Source organism: Stenotrophomonas daejeonensis, from assembly GCF_001431505.1.
Taxonomy (GTDB): domain Bacteria; phylum Pseudomonadota; class Gammaproteobacteria; order Xanthomonadales; family Xanthomonadaceae; genus Stenotrophomonas; species Stenotrophomonas daejeonensis.
This window is the reverse complement of the sequence record NZ_LDJP01000059.1, coordinates 1-24,972: the sequence shown is the minus strand read 5'-3', so window position 1 is coordinate 24,972 and position 24,972 is coordinate 1. Positions and strand designations below refer to the sequence as shown.

General features: G+C 68.0%; 22 protein-coding genes. 14 read left to right on the top strand and 8 right to left on the bottom strand.

Going from position 1 to position 24,972, the window contains the following annotated elements:
- Nucleotides 1-68: 68 nt before the first annotated feature.
- The 3 genes from ribA (at nucleotide 69) to ABB34_RS10355 (ending at nucleotide 3,579) form a co-directional block, all read left to right on the top strand.
- On the top strand, nucleotides 69-1,193 hold the full coding sequence (gene ribA / locus ABB34_RS10365) for a GTP cyclohydrolase II RibA (RefSeq protein ID WP_057641254.1): 1,125 nt from the start codon (nucleotides 69-71) through the stop codon (nucleotides 1,191-1,193).
- Between the two features lie 386 nt (nucleotides 1,194-1,579).
- Nucleotides 1,580-2,077, top strand: coding sequence for a PH domain-containing protein (locus ABB34_RS15255; protein WP_057641253.1), 498 nt, complete (start codon nucleotides 1,580-1,582; stop codon nucleotides 2,075-2,077).
- Complete coding sequence (locus tag ABB34_RS10355; protein WP_057641252.1) at nucleotides 2,074-3,579, top strand: PH domain-containing protein; 1,506 nt, start codon at nucleotides 2,074-2,076, stop codon at nucleotides 3,577-3,579. The genes ABB34_RS15255 and ABB34_RS10355 overlap by 4 nt, the downstream gene beginning before the upstream one ends.
- Before the next feature lie 18 nt (nucleotides 3,580-3,597).
- Here ABB34_RS10355 and ABB34_RS10350 read toward each other — a convergent pair whose 3' ends face one another.
- Together ABB34_RS10350 and ABB34_RS14925 are read right to left on the bottom strand one after the other, a co-directional pair.
- Nucleotides 3,598-4,080: an adenylyltransferase/cytidyltransferase family protein gene (locus ABB34_RS10350; RefSeq protein ID WP_057641251.1), complete on the bottom strand. Its 483-nt coding sequence runs from the start codon at nucleotides 4,078-4,080 to the stop codon at nucleotides 3,598-3,600.
- Between the two features lie 16 nt (nucleotides 4,081-4,096).
- Nucleotides 4,097-5,116 carry a CDP-glycerol glycerophosphotransferase family protein gene (locus tag ABB34_RS14925; protein WP_161808907.1) on the bottom strand — a complete coding sequence of 340 codons (1,020 nt, stop codon included), beginning with the start codon at nucleotides 5,114-5,116 and terminating at the stop codon, nucleotides 4,097-4,099.
- Nucleotides 5,117-5,294: 178 nt separating this feature from the next.
- Here ABB34_RS14925 and ABB34_RS10340 point away from each other — a divergent pair, with 178 nt between their 5' ends.
- Nucleotides 5,295-6,089 (top strand): glycosyltransferase family 2 protein, encoded by a 795-nt coding sequence (locus ABB34_RS10340; protein ID WP_057641249.1) that lies wholly within the window; start codon nucleotides 5,295-5,297, stop codon nucleotides 6,087-6,089.
- On the opposite strand, the gene ABB34_RS10335 is transcribed toward ABB34_RS10340, so the two are convergent.
- The 4 genes from ABB34_RS10335 to def all read right to left on the bottom strand — a co-directional run bounded on the left by ABB34_RS10335 (nucleotide 6,028) and on the right by def (nucleotide 10,458).
- On the bottom strand, nucleotides 6,028-7,347 hold the full coding sequence (locus tag ABB34_RS10335; protein WP_057641248.1) for an O-antigen ligase family protein: 1,320 nt from the start codon (nucleotides 7,345-7,347) through the stop codon (nucleotides 6,028-6,030). The genes ABB34_RS10340 and ABB34_RS10335 overlap by 62 nt on opposite strands.
- 153 nt (nucleotides 7,348-7,500) lie before the next feature.
- A complete protein-coding gene (rsmB, locus tag ABB34_RS10330) occupies nucleotides 7,501-8,838 on the bottom strand; it encodes a 16S rRNA (cytosine(967)-C(5))-methyltransferase RsmB (RefSeq protein WP_057641247.1) in 1,338 nt (445 codons plus the stop codon).
- A 4-nt stretch (nucleotides 8,839-8,842) separates the two neighbouring features.
- Nucleotides 8,843-9,766 carry a methionyl-tRNA formyltransferase gene (gene fmt / locus ABB34_RS10325; RefSeq protein ID WP_057641246.1) on the bottom strand — a complete coding sequence of 308 codons (924 nt, stop codon included), beginning with the start codon at nucleotides 9,764-9,766 and terminating at the stop codon, nucleotides 8,843-8,845.
- A 176-nt stretch (nucleotides 9,767-9,942) separates the two neighbouring features.
- Nucleotides 9,943-10,458, bottom strand: a complete 516-nt coding sequence (gene def / locus ABB34_RS10320; RefSeq protein ID WP_057641245.1) for a peptide deformylase — start codon at nucleotides 10,456-10,458, stop codon at nucleotides 9,943-9,945.
- A gap of 134 nt (nucleotides 10,459-10,592) precedes the next feature.
- On the opposite strand from def, the gene ABB34_RS10315 reads away from it, so the two are divergent.
- From ABB34_RS10315 to ABB34_RS10280, 8 genes are all read left to right on the top strand, one after another.
- Entirely contained in the window at nucleotides 10,593-11,729 is a 1,137-nt protein-coding gene (locus ABB34_RS10315) for a LysM peptidoglycan-binding domain-containing protein (protein WP_057641244.1), read from the top strand.
- Between the two features lie 78 nt (nucleotides 11,730-11,807).
- Nucleotides 11,808-12,941 carry a DNA-processing protein DprA gene (gene dprA / locus ABB34_RS10310; RefSeq protein WP_057641243.1) on the top strand — a complete coding sequence of 378 codons (1,134 nt, stop codon included), beginning with the start codon at nucleotides 11,808-11,810 and terminating at the stop codon, nucleotides 12,939-12,941.
- Nucleotides 12,942-12,983: 42 nt separating this feature from the next.
- Entirely contained in the window at nucleotides 12,984-13,457 is a 474-nt protein-coding gene (locus tag ABB34_RS10305) for a DUF494 family protein (RefSeq protein WP_057641242.1), read from the top strand.
- 170 nt (nucleotides 13,458-13,627) lie between these two features.
- Complete coding sequence (locus ABB34_RS10300) at nucleotides 13,628-14,347, top strand: pilin (protein ID WP_057641241.1); 720 nt, start codon at nucleotides 13,628-13,630, stop codon at nucleotides 14,345-14,347.
- Between the two features lie 40 nt (nucleotides 14,348-14,387).
- Nucleotides 14,388-15,299, top strand: a complete 912-nt coding sequence (locus ABB34_RS10295) for an RDD family protein (protein ID WP_057641240.1) — start codon at nucleotides 14,388-14,390, stop codon at nucleotides 15,297-15,299.
- A 189-nt stretch (nucleotides 15,300-15,488) separates the two neighbouring features.
- Nucleotides 15,489-17,996 (top strand): DNA topoisomerase I, encoded by a 2,508-nt coding sequence (locus ABB34_RS10290; RefSeq protein ID WP_057641239.1) that lies wholly within the window; start codon nucleotides 15,489-15,491, stop codon nucleotides 17,994-17,996.
- 416 nt (nucleotides 17,997-18,412) lie between these two features.
- Nucleotides 18,413-18,973: an L-threonylcarbamoyladenylate synthase type 1 TsaC gene (tsaC, locus tag ABB34_RS10285; protein WP_057641238.1), complete on the top strand. Its 561-nt coding sequence runs from the start codon at nucleotides 18,413-18,415 to the stop codon at nucleotides 18,971-18,973.
- Between the two features lie 110 nt (nucleotides 18,974-19,083).
- The gene (locus ABB34_RS10280; protein ID WP_057641237.1) at nucleotides 19,084-19,791 is read left to right on the top strand and encodes a hypothetical protein; all 708 of its coding nucleotides are present in this window, start codon (nucleotides 19,084-19,086) and stop codon (nucleotides 19,789-19,791) included.
- A 215-nt stretch (nucleotides 19,792-20,006) separates the two neighbouring features.
- Here the strand turns inward: ABB34_RS10280 and ABB34_RS10275 are convergent, their stop codons facing one another.
- The gene (locus ABB34_RS10275; RefSeq protein WP_245625435.1) at nucleotides 20,007-22,916 is read right to left on the bottom strand and encodes a TonB-dependent receptor; all 2,910 of its coding nucleotides are present in this window, start codon (nucleotides 22,914-22,916) and stop codon (nucleotides 20,007-20,009) included.
- A 359-nt stretch (nucleotides 22,917-23,275) separates the two neighbouring features.
- Complete coding sequence (locus ABB34_RS10270) at nucleotides 23,276-24,049, bottom strand: SDR family oxidoreductase (RefSeq protein WP_057641235.1); 774 nt, start codon at nucleotides 24,047-24,049, stop codon at nucleotides 23,276-23,278.
- 39 nt (nucleotides 24,050-24,088) lie between these two features.
- Between ABB34_RS10270 and ABB34_RS10265 the strand changes: the two genes are divergently transcribed.
- Complete coding sequence (locus ABB34_RS10265; protein ID WP_057641234.1) at nucleotides 24,089-24,634, top strand: hypothetical protein; 546 nt, start codon at nucleotides 24,089-24,091, stop codon at nucleotides 24,632-24,634.
- A gap of 57 nt (nucleotides 24,635-24,691) precedes the next feature.
- Nucleotides 24,692-24,916 (top strand): hypothetical protein, encoded by a 225-nt coding sequence (locus ABB34_RS10260; RefSeq protein WP_057641233.1) that lies wholly within the window; start codon nucleotides 24,692-24,694, stop codon nucleotides 24,914-24,916.
- Nucleotides 24,917-24,972 lie beyond the last annotated feature (56 nt).

Genomic DNA, 24,972 nt, shown 5'->3' with positions numbered 1-24,972 from the left:
CGCGCCACACACCGTTCCACCCGCCACCGCGATTGAATCCCCGGCCGGCGGCCCCCATCAGGTTCACGATGAACGCCTCGCTCCCCTCCCAAGCCTCCCGCACCTTCGGCGAAACCGCTGCCATCCGCTGCGAGCGCGCCGCCGCCGAGCTGCGCGCCGGGCGGCCGGTGGTGGTCACCGGCGGCCAACGGCGGCTGGCCACGCTGGCGCTGGACAGCGCTTCCCCGGCCGGCTACGCCGCCTTCGCCGCGGCGGCCGATGGGCGGCACTACCTGTTCCTGACCGCCCCGCGTGCCCGCACGCTGGGGCTGGATACCGCGCACGGCATCCGCATCGCGCTGGCCGGGCACGACTTCGGGCAACTGCCGGCGCTGGCCTGGCTGCGCGATGCGACCGCGCCGCGGGACGGCCTGCACGAGGGCGACGACCTCGACGACGCCGCCACCGAAATCGCGCGCCTGGGCCTGCTGCTGCCGGCGCTGATATCGGTGGAACTGCCGGCGGGCGCGACGCCGTTCGACGGCTGCCTGCAACTGGCGCTGGCCGACCTGCGCAGCGGCGCCACCCAGGCCGGGCAGGACTACGAGCTTGTCACCCGCTCGCCGGTGCCGTTGCGCGACATCGGCATGACCGAGTTCGCCGTGTTCCGCGGCGGCGTGGCCCAGCGCGACCAGGTCGCGGTGATCGTCGGCTCCCCGGACATGGCCGGCGCCGTGCCGGTGCGCGTGCATTCCTCGTGCCTGACCGGCGACCTGTTCGGCTCGCTCAAGTGCGACTGCGGCGACCAGCTGCGGCGCGGCCTGCGCACGCTCAAGGAACTGGGCGGCGGCATCCTGCTGTACCTGGACCAGGAAGGCCGCGGCACCGGCATCGCCGCCAAGATGCGCGCCTACGGCTACCAGCACGAGGGCCTGGACACCATCGACGCCGACGCCCAGCTCGGCTTCGGCGCCGACGAGCGCCGCTACGGCAGCGCGGTGGCGATGCTGCGCGCGCTCGGCGTGCAGCGCATCCAGCTGCTGACCAACAACCCCACCAAGGTGCAGCACCTGCGCAACGCCGGCATCGAGGTGCTCGGCTGCGTGCCGATAACCGGCGAGATCACCGCCGAAAACGAGCAGTACCTGCGCACCAAGGCCACGCGCGCCGGCCACCACCTGGACGTGGACGCGCTGATCATGGCCGCGCAGTGAGGCAGGAACGAGTGGAGAGGAACGAGCAAAGGCAACAGCGATTGCCGCAAGCGTCGGCCGCCTTTGTTCGTCGCCTTTTCCCGAATCCTTCATTTTCACCTTCGCGGGAATGATGGGCTCCTGCTTGATGGTGGCATTCTGATGGTTCGCCCGATTGCGGGGCAGGCACGCAGATGTTCCGTAGAGCGGGGCTTGCCCCGCTGAGGCATTCCCGGCTGAGCCTCAGCGGGGCAAGCCCCGCTCTACAAGAGATGGCACACCCTTGGCATCGCTCGAAGCGGCTCCCCGCCATCGGGCGAACAACCTTTTTGATTGCGGTTGCTTCACGCCGCGAACCCGCTTCTACTCGTTCCTCGTTCCTCTCCACTCGTTCCTCCCGCAGCCCCATGCACCCACCCGAACTCCCGGACACCCCCGACGCCCCCTGGCAACCGCTGCCGGCACGCGGCGCGTTGCTCGCCGCCGCCGGCAGCGGACTGGGCATGGCGCTGATGCTGGGCATGGCCTGCGCCCTGCTGATGCTGGTGCTGCGCCTTCCGCAGGCGTTGCCGGCCCTCCTTGCCGGCATCGCCGTCGGTGTCCTGGCCGGTGCATGGTTCGGCTGGCGCCGGCACCGGCGCACGTTCTGGCGGCTGGACGCGCAGGCGCTGGCCGTGCGCCGCGGCCACCTGTGGCACAGCGAAAGCCTTGTCCCGATATCGCGCGTACAGCACCTGGACCTGCGCCGCGGCCCGCTGCAACGCGCCGCCGGGCTGGCGACGCTGGTCGTGCATACCGCCGGCACCCGCATGAACACCGTGGCCATCGCCGGGCTGGAACAGGCCGACGCCGAACGCCTGCGCGACCGGCTCGCGCGCCAGCTCGACCACGACGACGCGCTGTGAACCACCCCGGGCCACCGGCGGAAGGACAGGAGCAGCGGCTGCACCCGTGGTCGTGGCTGTTCGCGTTGCAGCAGCAGGTGCAGCAGTTCCTGCTGCCGCTGGTGGCGCTGCTGTTCTTCGGCAGCCGCCGCGAGGACGGCCAATGGCCATTCCAACTGGTCACGCTGGCGGTGGTGGTGGCACTGGTCGCCAGCGCGCTGCTGCAATACCTGACCTACCGGTACCGCATCGGCCGCGACGCGCTGGCCATCCGCAGCGGCATCCTCGAACGCACCCGGCGCGAAATCCCGTTCGCGCGCATCCACAACGTCGTCGTCCACCAGAACCTGCTGCACCGCCTGTTCGGCGTGGCCGAACTGCGCCTGGAATCGGCGGCCGGCAGCAAGCCCGAGGCGGAGATGCGGGTGCTGCGGCTGCAACAGGCGCTGGAGCTGGAACGGCTGATCCGCCAAGGCAGCCACGTCACGGCCGCAGGCGAGGCCCCGGCCGAACCGGCCAGCGAGGTGCTGCTGACGCTGCCGTTGCCCGAGCTGGTGCGGCAGGGGCTGATTTCCAACCGCGCGATGGTGGTGATGGCCGCGCTGGTCGGCGCCGTCTGGCAGATGTTCCCGCGCGAGCTGGTCGAGGACTTCATCCGCGAACAGGGCCGCCAGGCCTTCGGCTATGCCAGCGGGCTGCAGCTGGCCACGCCGACGCTGCTTGCCGGCGGCCTGCTCGCGCTGCTGCTCGCACTGGTGCTGATGCGGCTGTTGTCCATCGCGCTGGCGATCGTGCAGTACCACGGCTTCCGCCTGAGCGAGCAGGAGCGGCGCCTGACCGTGGAGCGCGGCCTGCTCACCCGCTTGCGCAGCAGCGTCGCCCGGCGCCGCATCCAGGCATGGACGCTGCGCGAAGGCCTGCTGCACCGGTTGTTCCGGCGTCGCCAGCTGCGCGTGGACATCGCCGGCGGCGGCACCGGGGAGCAGGACGGGCGGGCGCTGAAGGAACTGGTGCCGCTGGCACCGCCGGCGTCCTGCGATGCGCTGCTGCAACGGCTGCTGCCCGGCGTGCAGTGGCCGCCGACGCACTGGCAGGCGGTATCCACCCGCGGCTGGTGGCGGCTGTGCCTGCCCGCGCTGTTCGTCACCGGCGTGGCGACGGCCTTTGCCTGCCTGCGTTTCGGCGGCTGGGGCCTGCTGCCGCTTCTGTGGCTGCCGTGGTCGCTGTTCAACGCGCACCGCCAGGTCACGCGCATGGCCTACAGCATCGATGCGCGACGGGTGGCAGTGCGCGGCGGCTGGTGGAGCCGCTGGTGGCGCATCGCCGAACTGGACAAGCTGCAGGCGCTGCGGCTGGACCGTTCACCGCTGGACCACCGCTTCGGCACCGCCACGCTCACCCTCGACACCGCCGGCGCCTTCGGCGCGCAACCGCTGCGGCTGCGCTTCCTCGAAGAAGCGCAGGCGCGCGAACTGATGGAGCGGCTCGGCAGGGAGATGGCGCGGCGGCGGTTGCGCTGGTGAGCCCTCCCGTCGGAGTGCTTATTCGAACTGATCGACGATGGAGGAAATGATCCCCAGCGCCTGACGCAGTTCGCCGATGTGCTCCTTCCCCAGTACCCGCAGCGCCTGTTTCAAATGGGTGCTGGAGATGTCTTCCGTACGCGGCAGATACACCACCTCGCAATATTGCTTCAAGTCATCGAACCTGCCCGCCCAATCAGCGCCCATCCCAAACACGGAAACCCCATGGTGGCGGATGTCCGCCACCTTCTGTTCCCATGAGCTTTCGGGAATGGCCAGATCGACGCATTTCATGCTCTGCACCAGACGAAGCCGGTCGGGGAATGGAATGATTGTCCGCTTCCCTTTGCCGGCATTGAATTCGTCCGTCGACACCCCGACCACCAGGCGGTCTCCCAGTGCCTTCAACCGCTCCAGCAGGTTCAAATGTCCCACGTGCAGCAGATCGAACGTGCCATAGGTCAGTACCACCCTGTCCCGGTCGCCAACAGCAGTTTCCATTGCATGTCACCCACGATCAGCGCGGAAGTACGCGCCAGTACTTGAAACGCCGCAACAGGTTCAGCGGCTTGCGCCCCAGCCCTGCGCGCCCATTGATCAGCATGTTCTCCACCGCGTCCAACACCCGCTCGCTGGAACGGCCATCGTTCCAAGGGTGCATTTCTTCCGCATAACGCCCGCGCGCATGACGTGCGGGATCCTCGCCCCGCATAGCCATATCCAGAGCGCCCTCCAGTTCTTCCACACGGACGATGTTGATCAGGTGCGGACCGGGAGCCCGATTGCGATAGGTCACAACCGGTTTTCCCGCAAGCATGAACTCCGCCGCGGCCGACGATGTATCCGTCAACATCACATCGGCCAAGCGCAACAATGGCAGCATCCTCGCCTCTTCCACCACCTCGAAATTGGGTGCGGCGATCGCCCGGATGGGCGCGGCGAAGCGCTCTTCCATTTTCGGATGGAACTTGACGATCCAGTGCCAGTCACGTTCTCTGGCAATTCTTGCTATCTCGTCTGCCAAGGCCGGGGCTGATGTCAGTGCCGGGCTGAACGTCGGCGCATAGAGGACTGTCTTCACGCCATCGGTTCGGGCCTCGGCATCGGCTGCAAACAATGGATCCATCTTCGGCCAACCGGTTTCTTCGACCTTGAACCAGCCATGCTTTACAGCAAGCTGTTTGAAGGGCCCAGTCGTGGAAGGTCCAAAAGTACAAAAAAGATCGAACATGCCCCTGATGCGGAAGTGCCCTTTCTTTTCTATGCCCAAGCCATGAAAGACCTGCACCTTCAATCCCGGGAACGACAATGGCACTTCATTGCCGGGCACGAATACGGCATCCGGTGCGAATGTCCGCACTTCGGACACGGTTTTCAGCAGGGATTCGTCCTCGGAAAGATACTCTGGGGCAGGTCCATTGAGGAACCAAGCTACTTCACACCCACGCGCCCGGGCGGCCTGCTGCAATGGTCGCAGGATTTCGAAGCTGTAGTCGAGTTCGACGAAGAAAAGGTAGCGGCGTGGTCGATTGAGCATTTCCGGTTCCCATTGTTCCGGCACCCCGCTGACCAACCGCCGGGCCCTGTGGAAGCACGCGACATTCCACCTTCCGCAAGGAAAGCACGCAAGAGTACAGCGTTCGTACACAGACATCGACATGAGACGGCGCTAGTATGCCTCCGCCCTCCCGACATGCCCCCGCTTCGCCATCGACATGACCCCCCGACCGCGACTATCCGCCTGCATCATCACCTACAACGAGGCCGACAGGATCGGTGCCTGCCTGGACTCCCTGGGTTTCTGCGACGAGGTCATCGTGGTGGACTCATTCTCCGGCGATGCCACGGTGGCCATCGCCGAAGCGGCCGGCGCGCGCGTGCTGCAGCGCGCCTTCGATGGCTTCCGCAGCCAGAAGGCGTTCTGCGTGGCGCAGGCCAGCCACGACTGGGTCCTGTGCCTGGACGCGGACGAACGCATCGACGCCACGCTCCGCGCGGCCATCGAGGCCGAACGCCGTGCCGGTTTCGCGCGCGGCAACGGCTACCGCTTCGCACGCTGCTCGGAATACTTCGGCCGCTTCCTGCGCCACGGCACCGCCTACCCCGACCGCGTGCTGCGGCTGTTCGACCGCCGCCACGGCGGCTGGCACGGCGACCGCGAGATACACGAAGCGGTGACGGTGGATGGCCCGGTCGCCCTGCTCCCGGGCGACCTGCTGCACCATCCCTACCGCAGCTTCCTGCAATTGCTGGACAAGAAGCAGAAATACGCGAGGATGATGGCCGAACACGAGTTCAGCCGCGGCAAGCGCGCCAGCCTGGGCAAGCTGGTCGCGGCGCCCGCCTGGCGCTTCTTCCGCAGCTACGTATTCAAGCGCGGCTTCCTGGACGGCTGGCCGGGACTGATCGAAGCCTTCGTCAGCGCCAACTACGTGCGGCAGAAAACCATCATGCTGTGGTTGCTGCAGAACGGGCAGCCCCTGGCCGACCCGCCGCGCACTCAGTCCTGAGCCTGCGCCCGGCGGCCTCGACCAGCGACAGGCCGCACAACACCCCCACCAGCGTGGCGTACGTGGCCGTGGTGATCTGGTGGGCGAACATCGACTGGGTCAGGCCGCACAGCGCATAGGCGACCACCAGCATCACCCCGGCCGCGGCCGGGCCACGGAAGCCGTCCTCGCCGCTGCGCCGGTGCAGGCGGACGAACAGCCACAACGGCAGGCCATACACCGCCAGCAGCAACAGCAGGCCGGGGATGCCCTGGGTGGACGCCCACTCGGCGACATCATTGTGGGCATGCCCCAGATGGCAGCGTGATTCGCTTCCGCTCACCCGCCGCATGCAATCGGGCAGGCGCTGCATGGCCTTGTCGAAATGGCCAATGCCGATCCCGGTCCACGGCCGTTCGCGGAAGGTATCCCAGGCCACGTTCAGCAGTTCCAGGCGGGCACCGGCCGAGGAATTCATGTCTCCCCGTTCCAGCCGCTGGACATCGCTGTGCAACTCGTCCAGCCGGGTCTGCTCGCGCAACCCGGGTACCGCCAGCAACAGCACGGCGACGGCCAGCACCAGGCCCGACAGCATCGCCAGGCGGACGTGCCCGCGGCCCCAGCGCAACGAAAACACCAGCGCCAGCAGCAACGCCAGCATCGCCGGCCATGCGCCACGGCTGCCGCTGAGCAGGATCACGCAGCCTCCTGCGGCCATGCCGGTCACGATCCAGCCCCAACGGCCGGGCGCGCGGCAGAACACCAGCAGGACCATCAGCACCAGCGAGACGTCGGCCAGCACGATGGCATTGGTCCACGCCTCGGCACGCGCCTGGCCACCGGCCACCTGGGCCACCGCTATCGCCAGTGTGGCGAACAACCCTGCCCACGCTCCCCACCACAAGGCCTGCCTGGATGGTCGCAACGCACATACCCACAGCGCCGCCCACGGCATGACCAGGAAGCGGGAGACCTTGTCCACCTCGCGCACGGAGCGGTCACTGCCCCAGGCCGACACCATGCCCAGCGCCACGACCACCACCGCCAACCCCAGCAGCAGGCGCACGACGGGTTTCACCGGCAGGCGGGCATGCCACAGGTAGTCGATCCCGAACAGGCTGGTGACCACCAGCAGCAGGCCGAACGGCAGCAGGTTCGCGGGCAGGCTGAGCACGAGGGCCGGCAACAGGAACAGCGCCGATGTCGCGATCAGGTGCAGCAGCCGCCAACGCCGGCCGGGGGCGTCGGGAACAATGGGCGGTGGCGGGAGCAGACTCATTGGTACGCATTGACTCCTGCGCGGTGAACCGTCCCTCACGGCGGGCCGTCCGTTCCCCGGCATCAAGGCCGAAATGATAGCGGGCATGCGGACAGGAGCCTGACCGCCAACCCACCGCCGAACACCATGAAAACCACCTGCAGCGCGGCAGGCTCAGTGCCGCTTCAACAACCTCGCCTGGAAGAACCCGTCGCCATCCTGCTCGCCGGGGAGCCGCTGCCGGCTTCCCGCGTCATCATGGCCGAAGGCTTCCGGCAGGGCGTCGATGCGCGCATCCGGCGTCCGCGCGAGGAACGCCGCCACCTGCTGCTGGTTCTCGCGGCGCAGGATCGAGCAGGTCGAATACAGCAGCACGCCACCCGGGCGCAGCACCTGCCACAGCGCATCCAGCAGGCGTGCCTGCAGCGCCACCAGCGCATCGATGTCCGCGGCGCGGCGGTGCAGCAGCACGTCGGGCTGGCGGCGGACGATGCCGGTGGCCGAGCACGGCGCGTCCAGCAGCACCGTGTCGAACGGTTCGCCATCCCACCATGCGGCGGTATCGGCGGCGTCGGCGGCCTGCACCCGGGCATGGGCGCCCACGCCGGTGCGCGCGAAGGTTTCGCCGATGCGCTGCAGGCGCCGCGCATCCACGTCCAGCGCCAGCAGGCGCAGCGTCGGGTCGCGTTCGAGCAGGTGCGCCGACTTGCCGCCGGGCGCCGCGCAGGCATCCAGCACGTGCGCGCCAGCCGCCGGCGCCAGCGCGTCGGCCACCTGCTGCGCGGACAGGTCCTGCACCGACACCGCGCCCTGCGCGAAGCCCGGCAGGCCGTTCACCGCCACCGGCACCTGCAGCCGGATGGCGTCGGCGGCCAGCGGCGAAGCCTCGGCGGCGATGTCCGCTTCGCGCAGCAACTGCAGATAGGCATCGCGCGAATACCGCTGGCGGTTGACCCGCAGCCACAGCGGCGCCGGCTGCAGGCTGGCGGCAAGGACGTCGTCGGCCTGCTGCGGCCAGTCCTGTCGCACCTGCCGCAGCAGCCACTGCGGCCACGCGTCCTCGGCGCGTGCGGGCGGAAAGCCTTCGCGCTGGGCACGGCGCAGTACCGCGTTGACCAGCCCGGCCTGCCGCTCGCGGCCCAGCGCGCGCGCTGCCTCGACCGTGGCCGACAACGCCGCATGCGCCGGCAGCGCCAGCGCGTCGAGCTGGGCGAAGCCGGCCAGCAGCAGGCCCATCAGGTCGGCATCGCGCGACCCCAGCGGCTTCTGCAACCAGCGCTGCAGCGCCTGCTCGTAGACGTTGCGGCGGCGCAGGGCGGCGAAGCAGATGGCTTCGAGCAGCGCACGGTCGCGGCTGTCGGCCAGTTTCGGCAGGGTAGCCGCGAGTTCGGCCTTCAGCGAACGCCCACGACCGACGACCGCGGCCAGCACCTTCGCCGCCAGCATCCGCGTCTGCACGCCGGGCACGCGGGCGGCGCCGCCATCCCGGGGGCCGGTTGCTGTTCCCGCCATGCGCTCAGCTCCCGGCCTGCAGGTCGCGGCGTGCGTTGAGGTAGTCGGCGGCGGTGATCGCCTTGCCGCCCTCGCGCTGCACCACGCGCAGGCGTAGCGCGCCCTGCCCGCAGGCGATGTCGATGCCGTCGCGCGAAGCACCGAGCACCGTGCCCGGCGCCTTGCCGCGGTTGTCGTCGAGGGCCACCGCGCCGTGGATGCGCACGCGCTCGCCGGCCAGCATGGCTTCGGCCACCGGCCACGGGTTGAAGGCGCGCACCTTGCGCGCCAGTACGGTGGCATCCTGCGCCCAGTCCAGTTTGGCCTCGGCCTTGTCCAGCTTGTGCGCGTAGGTGACCCCTTCGGCCGGCTGCGGGTGCGCCACCGGCTTCAACCCGGCGCGCAGCAGGCCCAGGCCGTCGGACAGTACCTGCGCGCCCAGCGCCGCGAGGCGGTCATGCAGCAGCCCGCCAGTATCGGTATCGGCAATCGGCGTGCGCTGGCTCAGCAGCACCGGGCCGGTATCGAGGCCGGCCTCCATCTGCATCAGGCAGACGCCGGTTTCGGCATCGCCGGCTTCGATCGCGCGCTGGATCGGCGCCGCACCGCGCCAGCGCGGCAGCAGCGAGGCATGCACGTTCCAGCAGCCGTGGGTGGGAATGGCGAGCACCGCCTTCGGCAGGATCAGGCCATAGGCGACCACCACCATCAGGTCCGGCTGCAAATCGCGCAGTTGCTGCTGCGCCTCGGGCGTCTTCAACGTTTCCGGCTGGAATACCGGGATGCCGCGGGCGATCGCGTCGAGCTTGACCGGCGAGGGCATCAGCCCGCGGCCACGGCCGGCCGGGCGGTCGGGCTGGGTGTAGACGGCCACCACTTCATGCTGGCGGGCGGCCGCGCCCAACGAGGCAACGGCGAATTCCGGCGTACCGGCGAAGACGATTTTCATGGTGATGGATCGGGGAATGGGGGAACAGGGAACGGGGAATGAAAGTGCACGTGGACCGCCACGGTACGGCGCGGACGCCCCCGGTCGCGCGCAACCAATGGCTCTGGGGAACCGCAGCGGCCGACCGGGTTCAAGGAAACATCATTCCCCGTTCCCCGATTCCCCGTTCCCGGCGGTCAGGCCACGTGCTTGCGCTGCTTGGCCAGCTTCTTGCGCACCATCTCGCGCTTGAGCGGGGACAGGTAGTCGATGAACAGCTTGCCATCCAGGTGGTCCATCTCGTGCTGGATGCAGGTGGCCAGCAGGCCGTCGGCCGCCAGTTCCTGCTCGGTGCCCGTGCGGTCGAGGAAGCGCACGACGATGGCATCGGCGCGGGTCACGTCGGCGAAGATGCCGGGCACCGACAAGCAGCCCTCCTGATAGACGCGACCGCCGTCGCTGGCGCTGACGATGCGCGGGTTGATGAACACCTGCGGCACGTCGTGCTCTTCGCTGACGTCGATGACCATGAAGCGCTTGTGCACGTCCACCTGGCTGGCGGCCAGGCCGATGCCCGGCGCGTCGTACATGGTCTGGAACATGTCGTCGAGCAGTTGCTGGAAGGCCGGGGTGGTCACCTCGGCGGCATCGACCGGCGCGGCCTTGGTACGCAGGCGCGGGTCGGGGAATTCGAGAATGGGCAAAAGGGCCATGAAGGGCTACCGATATGGGGGTTGTGCCGTGCAATTCGGCAGGACGTCCCAATTCTAGCGCCTGCGCTTGCCCGGCGCCCCGGGTTCTGCACTATAGTGCGCGAACCTGTTGGGGAATCAGGCAGATCGCAATCATGCTGAAACAACTCCGTACGGTCGCCGCCGTCGCGTTGCTGACCGTCACGACCTATGCCGTGGCGGTGGAAGCCAATGGCACCCATCCCGAGACCTACGTGGTCAAGAAGGGTGACACGCTGTGGGACATCGCCGCCCGTTTCCTGAAGAAGCCGTGGCTTTGGCCGGAAATATGGCAGGCCAACCCGCAGGTCCAGAACCCGCACCTGATCTATCCGGGCGACGTCCTGAGCCTGGCCTACCTCGATCGGGTGACGCCGCAGGGGCAGGTCGAGCCGGGCCCGCGCCAGGACGCGCCGATCAACGCGGTGCCGCTGTCGGCGGTTGAACCGTTCCTGAAGAACCTGAACATCGTCGACGGCTTCAAGGAGCTGCCCTACGTGGTCAGCCTGGAAGACAGCCGCCTGCGCGCCAGCGCCGGCCAGCAGGCCTACGTGCGTGGGTTGCCCGACACCCAGCCCGGCCAGCGCTACATGGTGGTGCGCCCGACCGTGCGCTACGGCCAGCCCAAGCCCAGCGACGACCTCGACGCCCGCGGCGACGCCACCCGGTTCAGCGGCAACCTGTGGAAGAGCTACGTCGCCAGCAGCGACCGCAGCGAACTGCTCGGCTACGAACTGGCCCAGGTCAACCTCGGCAGCGTGACCCACGTGGCCGCGGGCGAGGCCGGGGTCGCCACCCTGCTGCTGGAGGACAGCGGCCGCGAGGTGCGCGCCGGCGACCGGCTGGTGCCGGTGCAGGCCCAGCCCTACGACCTGCAGTTCATCCCGCACGCGCCGAACACCACGCTTGCCGACGGCGACATCCGCGTGCTGGCGGTGACCGACACCTTCACCTCCGGCGGCCCGCGCGACGTTATCGCCATCTCCGCCGGCGCCCGCGACGGCATCGACAACGGCACCGTGTTCTCCATCTGGCGCAGCGGCCGCCACGTCAACGACCAGGTCGCCGGCATGGCCAGCTCGCGCGCCGACGACGCCCTCAAGCATGGCGCCGGCCGCGTGGCGATGCCGGACGAATACGCTGCCCACGCGATGGTGTTCCGCACCTTCGACAAGGTCAGCTACGCGCTGGTGATGGAAGGCACCAAGCCGGCCCGCGTTGGTTACAAGCTCAAGCATCCCGACGCGCAGTAAGGCGTCGCGGCAAAACCCCACGCAGCATCACGACGGCGCCCCAGGGCGCCGTCGTCGTATCCACGCCAGCATCGGCCGATGGCTTCCCTCGTCCCCGGCGACACCGATGCATTGCTGGTGCTGGCCCTGTCCGGCGGCCCGCTGCGGCCGTTGCGCACGCTGCTCGACCAGTGCGGCGACGCCGCCCATGCCCTTTCGGCTACTGCCACCGCATGGCGCAAAGCCGGCTGCACGCCCGGCCAATGCCGCGCCCTCGCCACGCCCGACGCCGCCGCGCTGGAACGGGCGCAATGCTGGCTGCAGCACCCGCGCCACCACCTGCTGGGCTGGCACGATCCCGACTATCCACCCCTGTTGCGCGACAGCTCCAATCCGCCACCGGCGCTGTTCGTCGATGGTGACCCGACCCGCCTGTGGCGGCCGGCAATTGCGGTGGTCGGCAGCCGCAACCCCAGCGCCGGCGGCCGCGACAACGCGCGCGAATTCGCCGCCGCGCTGGCCGCCGCCGGCATCGCCATCGGCAGCGGGCTGGCCGCCGGCGTGGACGCCATCGCCCACCAGACCGCCCTGACCGGCGATGGCGGCACCTTCGCGGTGATCGGCACCGGTCCGGACATCGCCTACCCGCGCCACCACGGGCCGCTGCAGGAGCAGGTGGCCGCCAACGGTGCGGTGGTCAGCGAATACCCGCCGGGCACGCCACCGCGCGGCGGCCAGTTCCCCGCGCGCAACCGGCTGCTGGCCGCGTTGACGCTGGGCACGCTGGTGATCGAGGCCGCCGAGCGGTCCGGCGCGCTGATCACCGCCCGGCTCGCCGCCGAGGCCGGGCGCGAGGTGTTCGCCGTGCCCGGCTCCATCCACAACCCGATGGCACGCGGCTGCCACCGCCTGATCCGCGATGGCGCAACGCTGGTGACAGGCGCCGGGGACGTTCTCGACGAGGTGGCCAACCTGGCCGGGGAACTGGCCGGCGCCTTGCAAAAGCGGTTGCACGCCCCCATCCAGAGCGACCCGGAAGCACCGCTTCCGGCCCCACCCCCGCCGGACCCGGACTACCAGCGCTTGTGGCAAGCGCTGGGTCACGACCCAACCGGTATGGATTCATTGATCGAACGCACCGGATTGACGGCCGCCAGCCTGTCCTCCATGCTGCTGGTCATGGAACTGGAAGGTAAGGTATCGGCCGCCCACGGCCGCTATACCCGTATCTGAGGTTCTTCACCTCCACAGCGCCGTTGGCGCAGGCCGAGGGCAATGAAAGAGAGCATCCTGGACGTCCTGCTGTACCTGTTCGAACACTATTTCAGCGAGGATGCCGACCCGGTCCGCGACCGCGATTCCCTGCAGACCGGGCTGATCCAGGCCGGCTTCAGCCCGACCGAGATCAACAAGGCCTTCGACTGGCTCGACGCCCTGGCCGAACAACGCCCGGCCGTGGCCCGGCCACGCGTCGCCGGGCCGGTGCGCATCTTCCACGGCGCCGAGCTGGACAAGCTGGACGTGGAATGCCGCGGCTTCCTGCTGTTCCTCGAGCAGCAGGGCATCCTCGACGCCGACCAGCGCGAGCTGGTGCTGGACCGGGCGATGGCGCTGGACCAGGACGAGCTGGACCTGGACGACCTGAAGTGGGTGGTCTTGATGGTGCTGTTCAACCAGCCTGGCGCGGAAGCCGCCTACGCCTGGATGGAAACCCAGATGTTCGTCGACGAACCCGAACCCCTGCACTGAAACAACCTGAAGCCCCTCTCCCACCGGGAGAGGGGTTGGGGTGAGGGTGCGGGCGAAGCCTCGCAGCACCCAACTCCTTGAGGCTTCGCTCGTACCCTCATCCGCCCCTTCGGGGCACCTTCTCCCGAAGGGAGAAGGGAAAACCCGGCACTGACACCAAAGGAATCCCCGTGAGCCAGTGGTTTTACGCCGACGACAACCGCGAACGCCGCGGCCCGCTGCCTGCCGAAAACATCGTCGAACTGTTCCGTTCCGACCGCATCGTCGGCGATACCCTGGTCTGGCGCGAAGGTGCCGGCGACTGGCAGCCGCTGCGCAACTTCGCCGCCGAGCTGGGGCTGGACGAGGCCACGCCGTCTTCCGCCGGCCCCGCCGCGCCGCCATTGCCGCCGCCGGTGCAGCACCTGCCCCCGGCCGCCCCGGTCATATCCACGCCCCCTGCCAAACCGGGCCTGTCCGGCTGCGCCATCGTCGGCATCGTCGTCGCGGTGGTCGGCGTGGTGCTGGTCGCCATCGCCGGCATCCTCGCGGCCATCGCGGTGCCGGCCTATGCCGAGTACGTGCAGCGCTCGAAAACCGCCATCGCCTACGGCCAGCTGTTGCCGTTGCAGGCCGAAGTGGCGGCCTTCGCGCAGGCCCACGGCCGCTGCCCGGTCAATGGCGACGACGGCTTCGGCGAACCGGAAGCGCTGGCCGCCGGCGAGGTGGCCTCGGTGCGCGTCGGCCGTTTCGGGAACGGGCATTGCGGCATCGAGGCGCGCCTGCACGTCCCCGGCCGCGACGCGCTCGATGGCAAGGCGATCTGGCTCGACTACGATAGCGACACCGGCACGTGGCAATGCAGCTCCGACGTGGCAGACAAGTTCCTGCCCACGGGTTGCCGCGGCTGATGCCGGGCACAAATCAATTCTTTCCGGGGAAAACCAAGAGATGAGCGAGTGGTACTACGCCGATGCCCGGCGCGAGCGGCACGGCCCGGTGGACGCGGGCGTCATCCGCGACAAGTTCCGAAGCGGGGAACTGGACCTGTCCACGCTGGTCTGGTGCGAGGGCATGATGGAATGGAAGCCGCTTTCGGCGATGGCCGACGAGCTGCAGTTGCTGGTGCAGGCCAATACCGGCATCGACCTGCGCGCGGACTACACCGCCATCGAGAACGGTACCGCCACCTACACTCCCTATGCCGCGTCGGCGGCCACGCTGGAGGAACGGAGTTCGGCGGTACAGGGCGGGGAAATCGTCCACGCCGGGCTGTGGCGGCGCTTTGCCGCCTCGTGCATCGACAGCATCGTCACCGCCGTGGCCTCGTATGCGCTGCTGATCCCGCTGTTCCTGGTGTTCGGCCTGAGCATGAGCGCGCTGGCGCAGTCCGAGCTGGCCGGCGCCGGCGTGTCGATCGGCTTCATGGTGACCCAGTACTCCATCAGCATCCTGGTGCCGGCGCTGTATTTCGGCTGGATGCAGTCGTCCAGCAGCATGGCCAGCCTCGGCAAGATGGCGGTGGGCATCAAGGTGGTGCGCGGCAACGGCGAGCGCCTGAGCTTCTGGCGCAGCTTCCTGCGCTACATCGCCCTGATCCTGTTCACCCTGGTCACCTGCGGCCTGGGCATGTTCATCGCCGGCCTGATGGTGGCCTTCACCGAGCGCAAGCAGGGCGTGCACGACATGATCTGCGACACCCTGGTGGTGGACAAGTGGGCCTTCACCAACCGCCCGGAATGGCAGCAGCGCGGGCTGGGCACGGTGACCATCGTGGTGCTGTCGATCTTCGGCCTGCTGATGCTGGTCGGCATCATCGGCATCGTGGCCCTGTTCGGCATCCTCGCCAGCCACGGCCGCTGAGGCGCCGGCCGCGGGTGCTTGACAGCGCCCACCCCGGCATGATTCCTCTAGAAAAGGAAGAAAGCTGAACGCCCGGGCACCTGCCCGGGCGTCGGCATATCCATCACGGCCGAATCGGCTTCACTAACGGGCGCGTTTGCGCCACCCTAGCGCCCCACCGGGGCACCCCCGCCCCAAGAAAGCAACGACATGCCCAAGCACCTGCTCATCGTCGAATCGCCGGCCAAGGCCAAGACGATCAACAAATACCTCGGCAAGGACTTCACCGTCCTGGCCTCGTATGGGCATGTGCGCGACCTGGTGCCGAAGGAAGGCGCGGTCGATCCCGACCACGGCTTCGCGATGCGCTACGACCTGATCGAGAAGAACGAGAAGCACGTCGAGGCCATCGCCAAGGCGGCCAAGGGTGCCGACGACATCTTCCTGGCGACCGACCCGGACCGCGAAGGCGAGGCGATCAGCTGGCACATCGCCGAGATCCTGAAGGAACGCGGGCTGCTCAAGGACAAGCCGATGCAGCGGGTGGTGTTCACCGAAATCACCCCGCGCGCGATCAAGGAAGCGATGAACCAGCCGCGTGCCATCGCCGCCGACCTCGTCGACGCGCAGCAGGCGCGCCGCGCGCTGGACTATCTGGTCGGCTTCAACCTGTCGCCGGTGCTGTGGCGCAAGGTGCAGCGCGGCCTGTCCGCCGGCCGCGTGCAGAGCCCGGCGCTGCGCATGATCGTCGAGCGCGAAGAAGAGATCGAAGCGTTCAAGGCGCGCGAATACTGGTCGATCGGCGCCGAATGCGCGCATCCGACGCAGCATTTCTCGGCCAAGCTGATCAAGCTTGACGGGCAGAAGTTCGAGCAGTTCACCATCACCGACGGCGACACCGCCGAGGCCGCGCGGCTGCGCATCCAGCAGGCCGCGCAGGGCCGGCTGCACGTCACCGACGTGGCCAGCAAGGAGCGCAAGCGCCGCCCGGCGCCGCCGTTCACCACCTCCACCCTGCAGCAGGAAGCCTCGCGCAAGCTCGGCTTCACCACCCGCAAGACCATGCAGGTGGCGCAGAAGCTGTACGAGGGCGTGGCCATCGGCGACGAGGGCACGGTCGGCCTGATCTCGTACATGCGTACCGACTCGGTGAACCTGTCGCAGGACGCGCTGGTCGAGATCCGCGACGTCATTGCCCGCGACTACGGCACCGCCTCGCTGCCGGACAAGCCCAACACCTACACCACCAAGAGCAAGAACGCCCAGGAAGCGCACGAAGCGGTGCGCCCGACCTCGGCGCTGCGCACGCCGGCGCAGGTGGCGCAGTTCCTCAGCGACGACGAGCGCAAGCTGTACGAGCTGATCTGGAAGCGCGCGGTGGCCTGCCAGATGATCCCGGCCACGCTCAACACCGTCAGCGTGGACCTGTCCGCCGGCAGCGAACACGTGTTCCGCGCCAGCGGCACTACCGTGGTGGTGCCCGGCTTCCTGGCCGTCTACGAGGAAGGCAAGGACAACAAGAATGCGGAAGACGAGGACGAGGGCCGCAAGCTGCCGGCGATGAAGCCCGGCGACAACGTGCCGCTGGAGCGCATCGCCGCCGAGCAGCACTTCACCCAGCCGCCGCCGCGCTTCACCGAAGCGGCGCTGGTCAAGGCGCTGGAGGAATACGGCATCGGCCGCCCCTCCACCTATGCCTCGATCATCCAGACCCTGCTGTTCCGCAAGTACACCGAGATGGAGGGCCGCAGCTTCAAGCCCACCGACGTGGGCCGCGCGGTCAGCAAGTTCCTGTCCAGCCACTTCACCCGCTACGTCGACTACGACTTCACCGCCAAGCTCGAGGACGAACTGGACGCGGTGTCGCGCGGCGAGGAGGAATGGGTGCCGTTGATGCAGCGGTTCTGGGGCCCGTTCAAGGAGCTGGTCAGCGACAAGAGCGAGTCGCTGGACCGCACCGACGCCGGCAGCTCCCGCACGCTCGGCACCGACCCGAAGAGCGGCAAGGAAGTCAGCGCGCGCATCGGCCGCTTCGGCCCGATGGTGCAGATCGGCACTGTCGAGGACGAGGAGAAACCCAAGTTCGCCTCGCTGCAGCCGGGCCAGAGCATCTATTCGATCTCGCTGGACGACGCGCTGAAGCTGTTCGACATGCCGCGCAAGCTCGGCGCCGACGCCAATGGCGAGGAAGTCAGCGTGGGCATCGGCCGCTTCGGCCCGTTCGCCAAGCGCGGCAGCACCTATGCCTCGCTGAAGAAGGAGGACGACCCGTACAAGATCGACCTGGCGCGCGCCATCTTCCTGGTCGAGGAGAAGGAAGAGATCGCGCGCAACCGCATCATCAAGGAGTTCGAGGGCTCGGACATCCAGGTGCTCAATGGCCGCTTCGGCCCGTACATCAGCGACGGCACCCTCAACGGCAAGATTCCCAAGGACCGCGAGCCCGCCTCGCTGACCCTGGCCGAAGTGCAGCAGCTGATGGCCGAGACCGGCAAGCCAGCGCGCAAGGGCTTCGGCGCGAAGAAGGCGGCCGCCAAGAAGGCCGCGGTGAAGAAAGAAGCGGCACCGAAGAAGGCCGCTGCGAAAAAAACGCCGGCCAAGAAAGCGGTGAAGAAGGCGGCTGCCAAGACCACGACGACCGCAACCAAGAAAATTGCTGCGAAGAAGACCGTGGTGAAGAAGAAAGCAGCAGCGGCTGACGACGCGCCGCCGTTCTGAGGCATGACGCGCGCAGGAAAAATCGGTAACTACTACCTTCTCCCCTCGGGAGAAGGTGCCCGGAGGGCGGATGAGGGGCGAACGAAGCCAGGTTGACCGAACCATCACGGGTTCCGCTACACCCTCACCTCAACCCGCGCCCCGGCCCTTGCGCAAGCGCAAGGGCGTTCGAGGAACAGCGAACCAGTGGTTCGCAAACTGTCCATTTCACCCCGATGGGAGAAGGGCCTTAGTCTCCGTGAGTGCCGACTGTTAGTCGGCACTATCCACCAGCCTCATGAAAGCCTCACGGCGCTGCGCGCCGCCGCCCGACCAACGGTCGGGCGCTACCGAGAGATTGACCGGGAATGTGCAGCTCACGGCCACCCCACTCGTTCCTCACTACTCTCCCCTCGTTGCTCGCCCTTCGCCCCACCATGCTCGAACTGACCCCACAAACCGCCCCACCCACCCTCCGCGCTGGCGGCGTCATCGCCTACCCGACCGAAGCCGTCTGGGGGCTTGGCTGCGACCCTGCCAACGAGGCGGCGGTGATGAAGCTGCTGGCGCTCAAGCAACGCCCGGTCGAGAAAGGCATGATCCTGGTCGCCGCCGCCGTGGCGCAGTTGGACGGCTGGGTGCGGCTGGACGCACTGGCCGACGACCGCCGCCAGGCCGTGCTCGACAGCTGGCCCGGCGCCAATACCTGGATCGTGCCGGCCGGCCCCCGCACGCCGCGCTGGATCACCGGCGCCCATGACGGCGTCGCCGTGCGGGTCAGCGCGCATCCGCTGGTGCATGCCCTGTGCGAAGCCTGGGGCGGCCCGCTGGTCTCGACCAGCGCCAACCTTGCCGGCCAGCCTCCGGCGCGCAGCCGCGAACAGCTCGACCCGGCCCTGCTCGCGCAACTGGACGGCCTGCTCGACGGCGCCACCGGTGGCCTGGCCCAGCCCACCCGCATCCGCATCGCCGCCACCGGGCAGACCCTGCGCGATTGACGCCTCCGTAGGAGCGCACCTTGGTGCGCGATGGGGATTTATCGAGGAAGCCCTTCGCGCACCAAGGTGCGCTCCTACCCGTTGCCCGCCAGATGCGGCACCATGGCCCCATGCATGCGCGCCTGCTCCTGCTCGGCTCCCTGATCCTGCCGCCCTCCGTGGCGCTGGCCGCCGAACCACCGCCTGCCAGCAACGTGCGCGTCTACCGCTGCGTGGCCAGCGATGGCACGGTGGCACTGCAATCCACGCCCTGCGACGACACCCACCGCCAGCAGGTGCTGGACATGCAGCGCCCGCAGGACCCGCCGCCGCGACCGGCCGCACCACCACAGCCGCAACCGGCTCCCGCCGCCGCCACGAACGAACGCGAAGTCCGCATCGTCACCGTGCAGCCGCCGCAGCCCATGTACGAATGCGTCGGCCCGGACGGCGAGCGCTACCTCAGCGACGACGGCATCGGCAACCCGCGCTGGGTACCGCTGTGGGTCGGTGGCCATTACCCGCCGCCGCGCGGCAGCGGCGGCAGCGTTTCCGGCAACCTGAGCCTCGGTTCCGGGCAGCTGTCCATCCGTGGTGGTCAGCCTCCCGGCCACGGCCATCCGCATCCACGGCCCGGCCCCGTCGTGGCCGGCGGTACCTGGATACGCGATAGTTGCCACCCGCTGCCGCAGCAGGAAGTCTGCGACCGCCTGCGCGACCGCCGCTGGGAGCTGATACGCCGCTACAACAGCGCCCTGCAGAGCGAGCGGCAGGAACTGAAGCGCGAGCAACGCGGCATCGAGGCGCGACTGGGACGGGATTGCGATGCGGCTCCCTGACCTTGCGGGTCACCGGCGATCGCTCCTTCGCCAAGGTGTTCTTCCAACCCATCGCCTCTCCGTCGGAAACTGGACTCCGGGCTGGAGGACCGGCCGGGTTGGAGCCATGAGCCGAGCCCAGAAGAAGAGCCCCGCGTTTCAGCAACGCGGGGCTCCCCGATGAAACCGCTCAAGCCTCTTCCGAAGCGGGAGCCTGTACTACAAGGGTCCAACCATCAGAACGAGTAACGCACGCCCAGGTAGGCACGGCGCGGCTCGACCCATTCAACGGCTTCGCCAAAGTTGTAGATGCCATCACCCGCGACGAGATCCTGCACACGGGTCGTGCTCTGCCTGTTCAGGATGTTGAAGATATCCAAGAACACTTCCATCTTGCCCACCGGGAGCTCCTTGGTGTACTTGGCCCGCACGTCCAGGGTGGAATAGGACGGGCTTTCCTCGCTGCCCACCGAACCGGCCGTCAGCCAGGTATCGGTCACGCCTTCGTACTCGTAGGGGTCATCCATCATCGGCAGGTGGCGGCTGGACGTCAGCCAGGTACGGCTGAACAGCGTGCCGCTGTTCCAGTTGAACACGCCGCTGAGCTCCAGGCCGAAGTCCCAGTAGTAGGTGGCGAAGGCCTTGAACTGCCGCTTGATGTTGCCCGGCTGCGGGCCCCACGCATTGGGAGCGCGCGGGTCCAGCGCGATCCAGTCGCCCTGGTAGTCGGCGTTGCCGTCCGAGTTGGTATTGCCGTGCGCGTCGTTCAAGGTGAGCGACATCATGCCCTGCCAGTTGTTGCTCTTGACCTTCTGCAGGGTGACTTCCAGGCCCTTGTACTCGCGCTTGCCGCCCTTCAGCGTGCCAAGCACGTAGTTCGTGCCCGGATTGTCCGCATAGCCGAAATAGGAATACGGCAGGTAGAAGTACGATCCTTCCGGAGCCTGGCTGTCCGCGCCCACGCCATCGGGGTCGGAGTACAGCCCCAAGTCGTAGTCTTCCATGATGTCCTTGGTTTCGCGCTTGGTCAGCGTCACCGAGAACGCATAGTCCTGGCCGAAGTTGGTGGCGTAACCGAGCATGAGTTCATCGGTGTACGGCGTCTTGATGTTGGGCGCGATGGCGGCATCACCCGGCCCGCGCTGGCGGAAGGTGTACCACTGGCCGTCGATGTTGATCTGCTCGTCGTAGGTCGGGCCGGTGACCGCGCCGGCGAAGTCCGCCATGTCCGCACGGATCGGATCGTAGTAGCGGCCGTAGTAGGCCCAGACCTTGCTGCGGCCGTCGCCATTGATGTCGTAGGCCAGCGAGATGCGCGGCGAGATGTTCCAGTCGAACTTGTGGATCGACGTCCCGGCCGAATTGACGAACTCGGTGCGCTCGGCGCGGGCACCGACGTTGGCCGAGAACTTGTCCAGGGTCCAGCTGTCCTGCAGGTAGAACGAGGTCTGCTTGGACTTGACCGTGTACGCAAGCCCCTCGTTCTCCGACTGCAGGATGCGGTAGACGTTGACCTGGTCGTAGGGATTGCCGGTGGTATCGGTGAAGGTCTTCGCCAGCAGATCGTCCTGGCTCAGGCCGGTGGCGGCCATGAGCCGGCTGATGTCCGTGGAGGAAATGGCGCGGGGCCCTCGCCACGCGTAACCGCCCTGCCCCATGTACTCGCCCACCGTCGTGCCCGAATCCCCCGCACTGATGGAGGTATAGCGGGGACCGGCGGGATAGACGGTCTGCTCTTCGTACGTGCCCTCGCCCTTCAGGAAGCCCGCCTTGAAGGTGTGGTCGCCCCAGTTGGTGCTCAGCAGGTAATCCAGGCTGGCACCGAACTCCTTGGAGTCGCGGTTGGTGATCAGGTTGGAGCCCGTGCCGCCGCGGTTGATGTCGGTATTGCTTGCCCCGTCAAGGCCATTGTGGAAGGCCACGTTGTTGAACGGATCATTGCTCGCGGCGAACTGGGAAAGCTCCGACTCGTGCTTGTTCACATACACGTCCAGGCCCAGGTTGTCCCAGTCGTGGGAGTACTCGAACTTGTAGTTGTTGCCGCCCTGCTTGCGGGTAAGGTCGCGGTTGTTCGGCACGGTGGGATCGAGCGAGCCACTGCGATCCAGCGGATCGTTGAAGAAGGTGGCGGTCAGGCGGTCGCGGTCCGTCAACTGCCAGGTCAGCTTGCCGAAGCTGCGGTCGCTGTCCTGCTTCACCGTGCGCATGACGTCCTGGGTGACCGGATCGACCACGTCCTCCTCTCGGTTGACGCGCTGGTAGGAGGCGAAGAACCACAGCTTGTCCTTGATGATCGGGCCGCCCAGGGTGACGGCCGTGTCGTAGGTGGAGAAGCTGGAGTCGTCCAGGTGCTTGTTCTTGGAAACCAGCCTGTCGTTCTGCAGGTAGTAGTTGACCGAGCCATGCCACTCGTTGCTGCCGGACTTGGTGATGACCTTGGAAATCAGGCCCTGGCCACCGGCGTATTCGGCGGGGATGCCGCCGGTCAGCACCTGCATTTCCTGGATGATCTCGGAGTTCAGGTTGGAGCCGAAGGTACCGGTCGAGGGGTCGGTGACGTTGACGCCGTCGATGTAGTAGAGGTTGTCGGTCGAGGAGCCGACGGCGCCGCCGATGTCGGAGTAGTTCACGCCGGACTTCGACGCCGGGTTGCCGCCCACGGAGGGCTTCACGCCTGGCACCAGCTGCAGATAGCTCTGGTAGCTGCGCGCGGTCGGCAGCGACTCGGTCATGTCCAGGGTCAGCGTGGTACCGACCACGGCCGAGGTGGTGTCGATGGCGGCAAGGCCCGAACCGGTCACCATGATCGCATCGAGATTGATCGCGCCGTTGCCGCTGTCACCACCGCCGCCGCCCAGCGCGTAACCCAGGCTGAGGTCCTTGCCGCTGACCACCGCGACGTTGCTGGCGCTGAAGTCGTTGTAGCCGGTGGCCGATATCTCCACCGTGTAGTTGGTGGCCGGGTCGAGGCCGGTGACGCGCACGGTGCCGTCGGCGGCCGTCGTGGCGGTCTTGCTGATGAGGCTGCTGGGGGAACTGATCTTCACCGTCGCACCGGCGACGGGGCCATCCGAACCGCGGATGGTGATGCGCAGGCCGCCGGTATCCGCGATGGCCGCGCCGACGAAGCACATGCTGAGTGCCATGCTGAGCGCGGTACGCCTCACGCCCTTGGAAAACACATTGAAACCGTGATGAGTAACCATTCGTGACTCTCTCCGTGAAGTTCAAAAGTGTTGCCATCAACCAAGCAGGCGCCCAACCTGAACGAACAAATAATGAGCGCCTGATGAACGGAGAGTAATGCAATTTTTACGAAAATTGGAATTTCCGTGAGATTGGGCCGGCTCCTCCGAGCACAGGCTATCCAAGTCCCCAAACGCTGACTGGGCAAGGGTTTGGGCTGCCTTGAAGCATGTGCGGCTCACCGCAAATCAGCCGGGCCGGGATCAGCCGCATGCCCGGCCGCTGACCGGCTGGTGCCCTCCCGTGCCGGTCAAGCCCCTCAGAACCCGTAACGCAGGAACCCGCCATCCACCGCGATGCACTCGCCGGTGACGTAGCTCGACGCCGGCAGGCACAGGAAGCCGACCGCGGCGGCCACTTCCTCCGGTTCGCCGATGCGGCGCATCGGCGTGCGCGCGATCACCTCGTCGTAGTAGTCCGGGTCGGACAGCGGGCCGGAGGTGCGGCGGGTGCGGATGTACCACGGCGCCACCGCGTTGACGCGGATGCCGTCCTCGGCCCATTCGCAGGCCAGGTTGCGGGTCATCTGGTGCAGCGCCGCCTTGGTCATGCCGTAGACCACGCCGCTTCGCACGTGGGTAAGGCCGGAGACGCTGCCGATGTTGACGATGGCCGAGCTCGCGTGCCGGGTCAGCAGCGGGTGGGCCAGCCGCGACAGCTCGAACGCGGAGAACAGGTTGGTCTCGAAGAGGCCGCGCCACTCGTCCTCGCTGTAGTCGTTGGTCGGCCGGGTGACGTTGCCGCCGGCGTTGTTGACCAGCAGTTGCAGGCCGCCGTGATCCTCGACCCAGTCGAGGATTTCATGGCGGTCCTCGTCGCCGGAGACGTCGGCGGATAGGCCGTGGATCCCGCGGCCGGGAAACTCGTCGGCCAGTTCGTCGCGCGCCTGTGCCAGCGCGTCGGCATCGCGCGCCACCAGCAGCAGGTCGGCACCGAAGCCGAGCAGTTCGCGCGCGATCGCCAGGCCGATGCCGGCACTGGCGCCGGTGATCAATGCGGTCTGTCCGTCCAGCCGCCAGCGGTTCGTGTCCATGCGTCGTAGCATAGCGTCCACCCCCGCACCGGCAATGCCATGCCCCGCATCCGCGGCCCGCTCTTGGTCCTGTTGTCCGCCACGCTGCCTTACCCAAGCGGTGCGCCGCATGCGCAGGCGTTGTTCGGCGGCGTGGATGCCGGCATGAACGTGGAGCAGTTGCTGGCATCGGTGCCCGGTGCGGTGGTGCCGGAGCCGGCCCAGTCCCTGTACCGCGGCGACCTGGAGCGGGTGCGCATCGAGGGCCTGCAACTGGGCGGCCACGGCTTCACCGGGCATGCCTATTACCGGGACGGCGCGCTGTCGCAGCTGACGCTGGGCCTGGCGCGCCGCGACCTGCCGCCGGACGAGGCGCTGGCCGCCTACGACGCGGTGCTGGCCGAGCTGGTCGCCCACCACGGCCCGCCATCGCGCAGCGAGGATTTCCTCGACGATCCGCAGGCACCCGAGCGCGAGGCGCGGTGGCAGGCGCCGGGGCAGGACGTCACCCTGCTGTACATCGGCAACAGCGATGGCAAGGGCGGCTACCTGTCGCTGCTGAACGTGGTGTTCAAACCGGTGCCGACAAACGGGGAGGCAAGGTAGGCCATCCGCTTGCAGTGCTTGTGTCAGGATGGGGCAGGTTTCCGCCGGAGCTTGCCGATGAAAGCGCGTCACTGCCTGCCGATGTTGTCGATGGTCCTGCTTGCCGCCTGCGGCAGGCCGCAGCCGCCGGATACCGAGCGCCCGCCCGAGCCGCAGGCCGGCGCGATGCGCGATGCCATCGCGCAGCCGCTGGAGAAGGCACAGGCGGCGAAGGCGGCGGTGGAGGAAGCCACCGGGGCCGAGAGCGCGGCGTTGCAGGATGCGGAGAGTGCGCCGGAGTAAGCCGGCGATTGAACATCCGGACTCCGTTTACCCCTCATCCCAACCCCCGCTCCGCG

Excerpts from the sequence above, each read along its gene's own strand:
- ribA (WP_057641254.1), top strand. The coding sequence starts at position 69 with ATGAACGCCTCGCTCCCCTCCCAAGCCTCCCGCACCTTCGGCGAAACC.
- ABB34_RS15255 (WP_057641253.1), top strand. The coding sequence starts at position 1,580 with ATGCACCCACCCGAACTCCCGGACACCCCCGACGCCCCCTGGCAACCG.
- ABB34_RS10350 (WP_057641251.1), bottom strand. The coding sequence starts at position 4,080 with ATGGAAACTGCTGTTGGCGACCGGGACAGGGTGGTACTGACCTATGGC.
- ABB34_RS14925 (WP_161808907.1), bottom strand. The coding sequence starts at position 5,116 with ATGCTCAATCGACCACGCCGCTACCTTTTCTTCGTCGAACTCGACTAC.
- ABB34_RS10340 (WP_057641249.1), top strand. The coding sequence starts at position 5,295 with ATGACCCCCCGACCGCGACTATCCGCCTGCATCATCACCTACAACGAG.
- ABB34_RS10335 (WP_057641248.1), bottom strand. The coding sequence starts at position 7,347 with ATGAGTCTGCTCCCGCCACCGCCCATTGTTCCCGACGCCCCCGGCCGG.
- rsmB (WP_057641247.1), bottom strand. The coding sequence starts at position 8,838 with ATGGCGGGAACAGCAACCGGCCCCCGGGATGGCGGCGCCGCCCGCGTG.
- fmt (WP_057641246.1), bottom strand. The coding sequence starts at position 9,766 with ATGAAAATCGTCTTCGCCGGTACGCCGGAATTCGCCGTTGCCTCGTTG.
- def (WP_057641245.1), bottom strand. The coding sequence starts at position 10,458 with ATGGCCCTTTTGCCCATTCTCGAATTCCCCGACCCGCGCCTGCGTACC.
- ABB34_RS10315 (WP_057641244.1), top strand. The coding sequence starts at position 10,593 with ATGCTGAAACAACTCCGTACGGTCGCCGCCGTCGCGTTGCTGACCGTC.
- dprA (WP_057641243.1), top strand. The coding sequence starts at position 11,808 with ATGGCTTCCCTCGTCCCCGGCGACACCGATGCATTGCTGGTGCTGGCC.
- ABB34_RS10305 (WP_057641242.1), top strand. The coding sequence starts at position 12,984 with ATGAAAGAGAGCATCCTGGACGTCCTGCTGTACCTGTTCGAACACTAT.
- ABB34_RS10295 (WP_057641240.1), top strand. The coding sequence starts at position 14,388 with ATGAGCGAGTGGTACTACGCCGATGCCCGGCGCGAGCGGCACGGCCCG.
- ABB34_RS10290 (WP_057641239.1), top strand. The coding sequence starts at position 15,489 with ATGCCCAAGCACCTGCTCATCGTCGAATCGCCGGCCAAGGCCAAGACG.
- tsaC (WP_057641238.1), top strand. The coding sequence starts at position 18,413 with ATGCTCGAACTGACCCCACAAACCGCCCCACCCACCCTCCGCGCTGGC.
- ABB34_RS10280 (WP_057641237.1), top strand. The coding sequence starts at position 19,084 with ATGCATGCGCGCCTGCTCCTGCTCGGCTCCCTGATCCTGCCGCCCTCC.
- ABB34_RS10275 (WP_245625435.1), bottom strand. The coding sequence starts at position 22,916 with ATGGCACTCAGCATGTGCTTCGTCGGCGCGGCCATCGCGGATACCGGC.
- ABB34_RS10270 (WP_057641235.1), bottom strand. The coding sequence starts at position 24,049 with ATGGACACGAACCGCTGGCGGCTGGACGGACAGACCGCATTGATCACC.
- ABB34_RS10265 (WP_057641234.1), top strand. The coding sequence starts at position 24,089 with ATGCCCCGCATCCGCGGCCCGCTCTTGGTCCTGTTGTCCGCCACGCTG.
- ABB34_RS10260 (WP_057641233.1), top strand. The coding sequence starts at position 24,692 with ATGAAAGCGCGTCACTGCCTGCCGATGTTGTCGATGGTCCTGCTTGCC.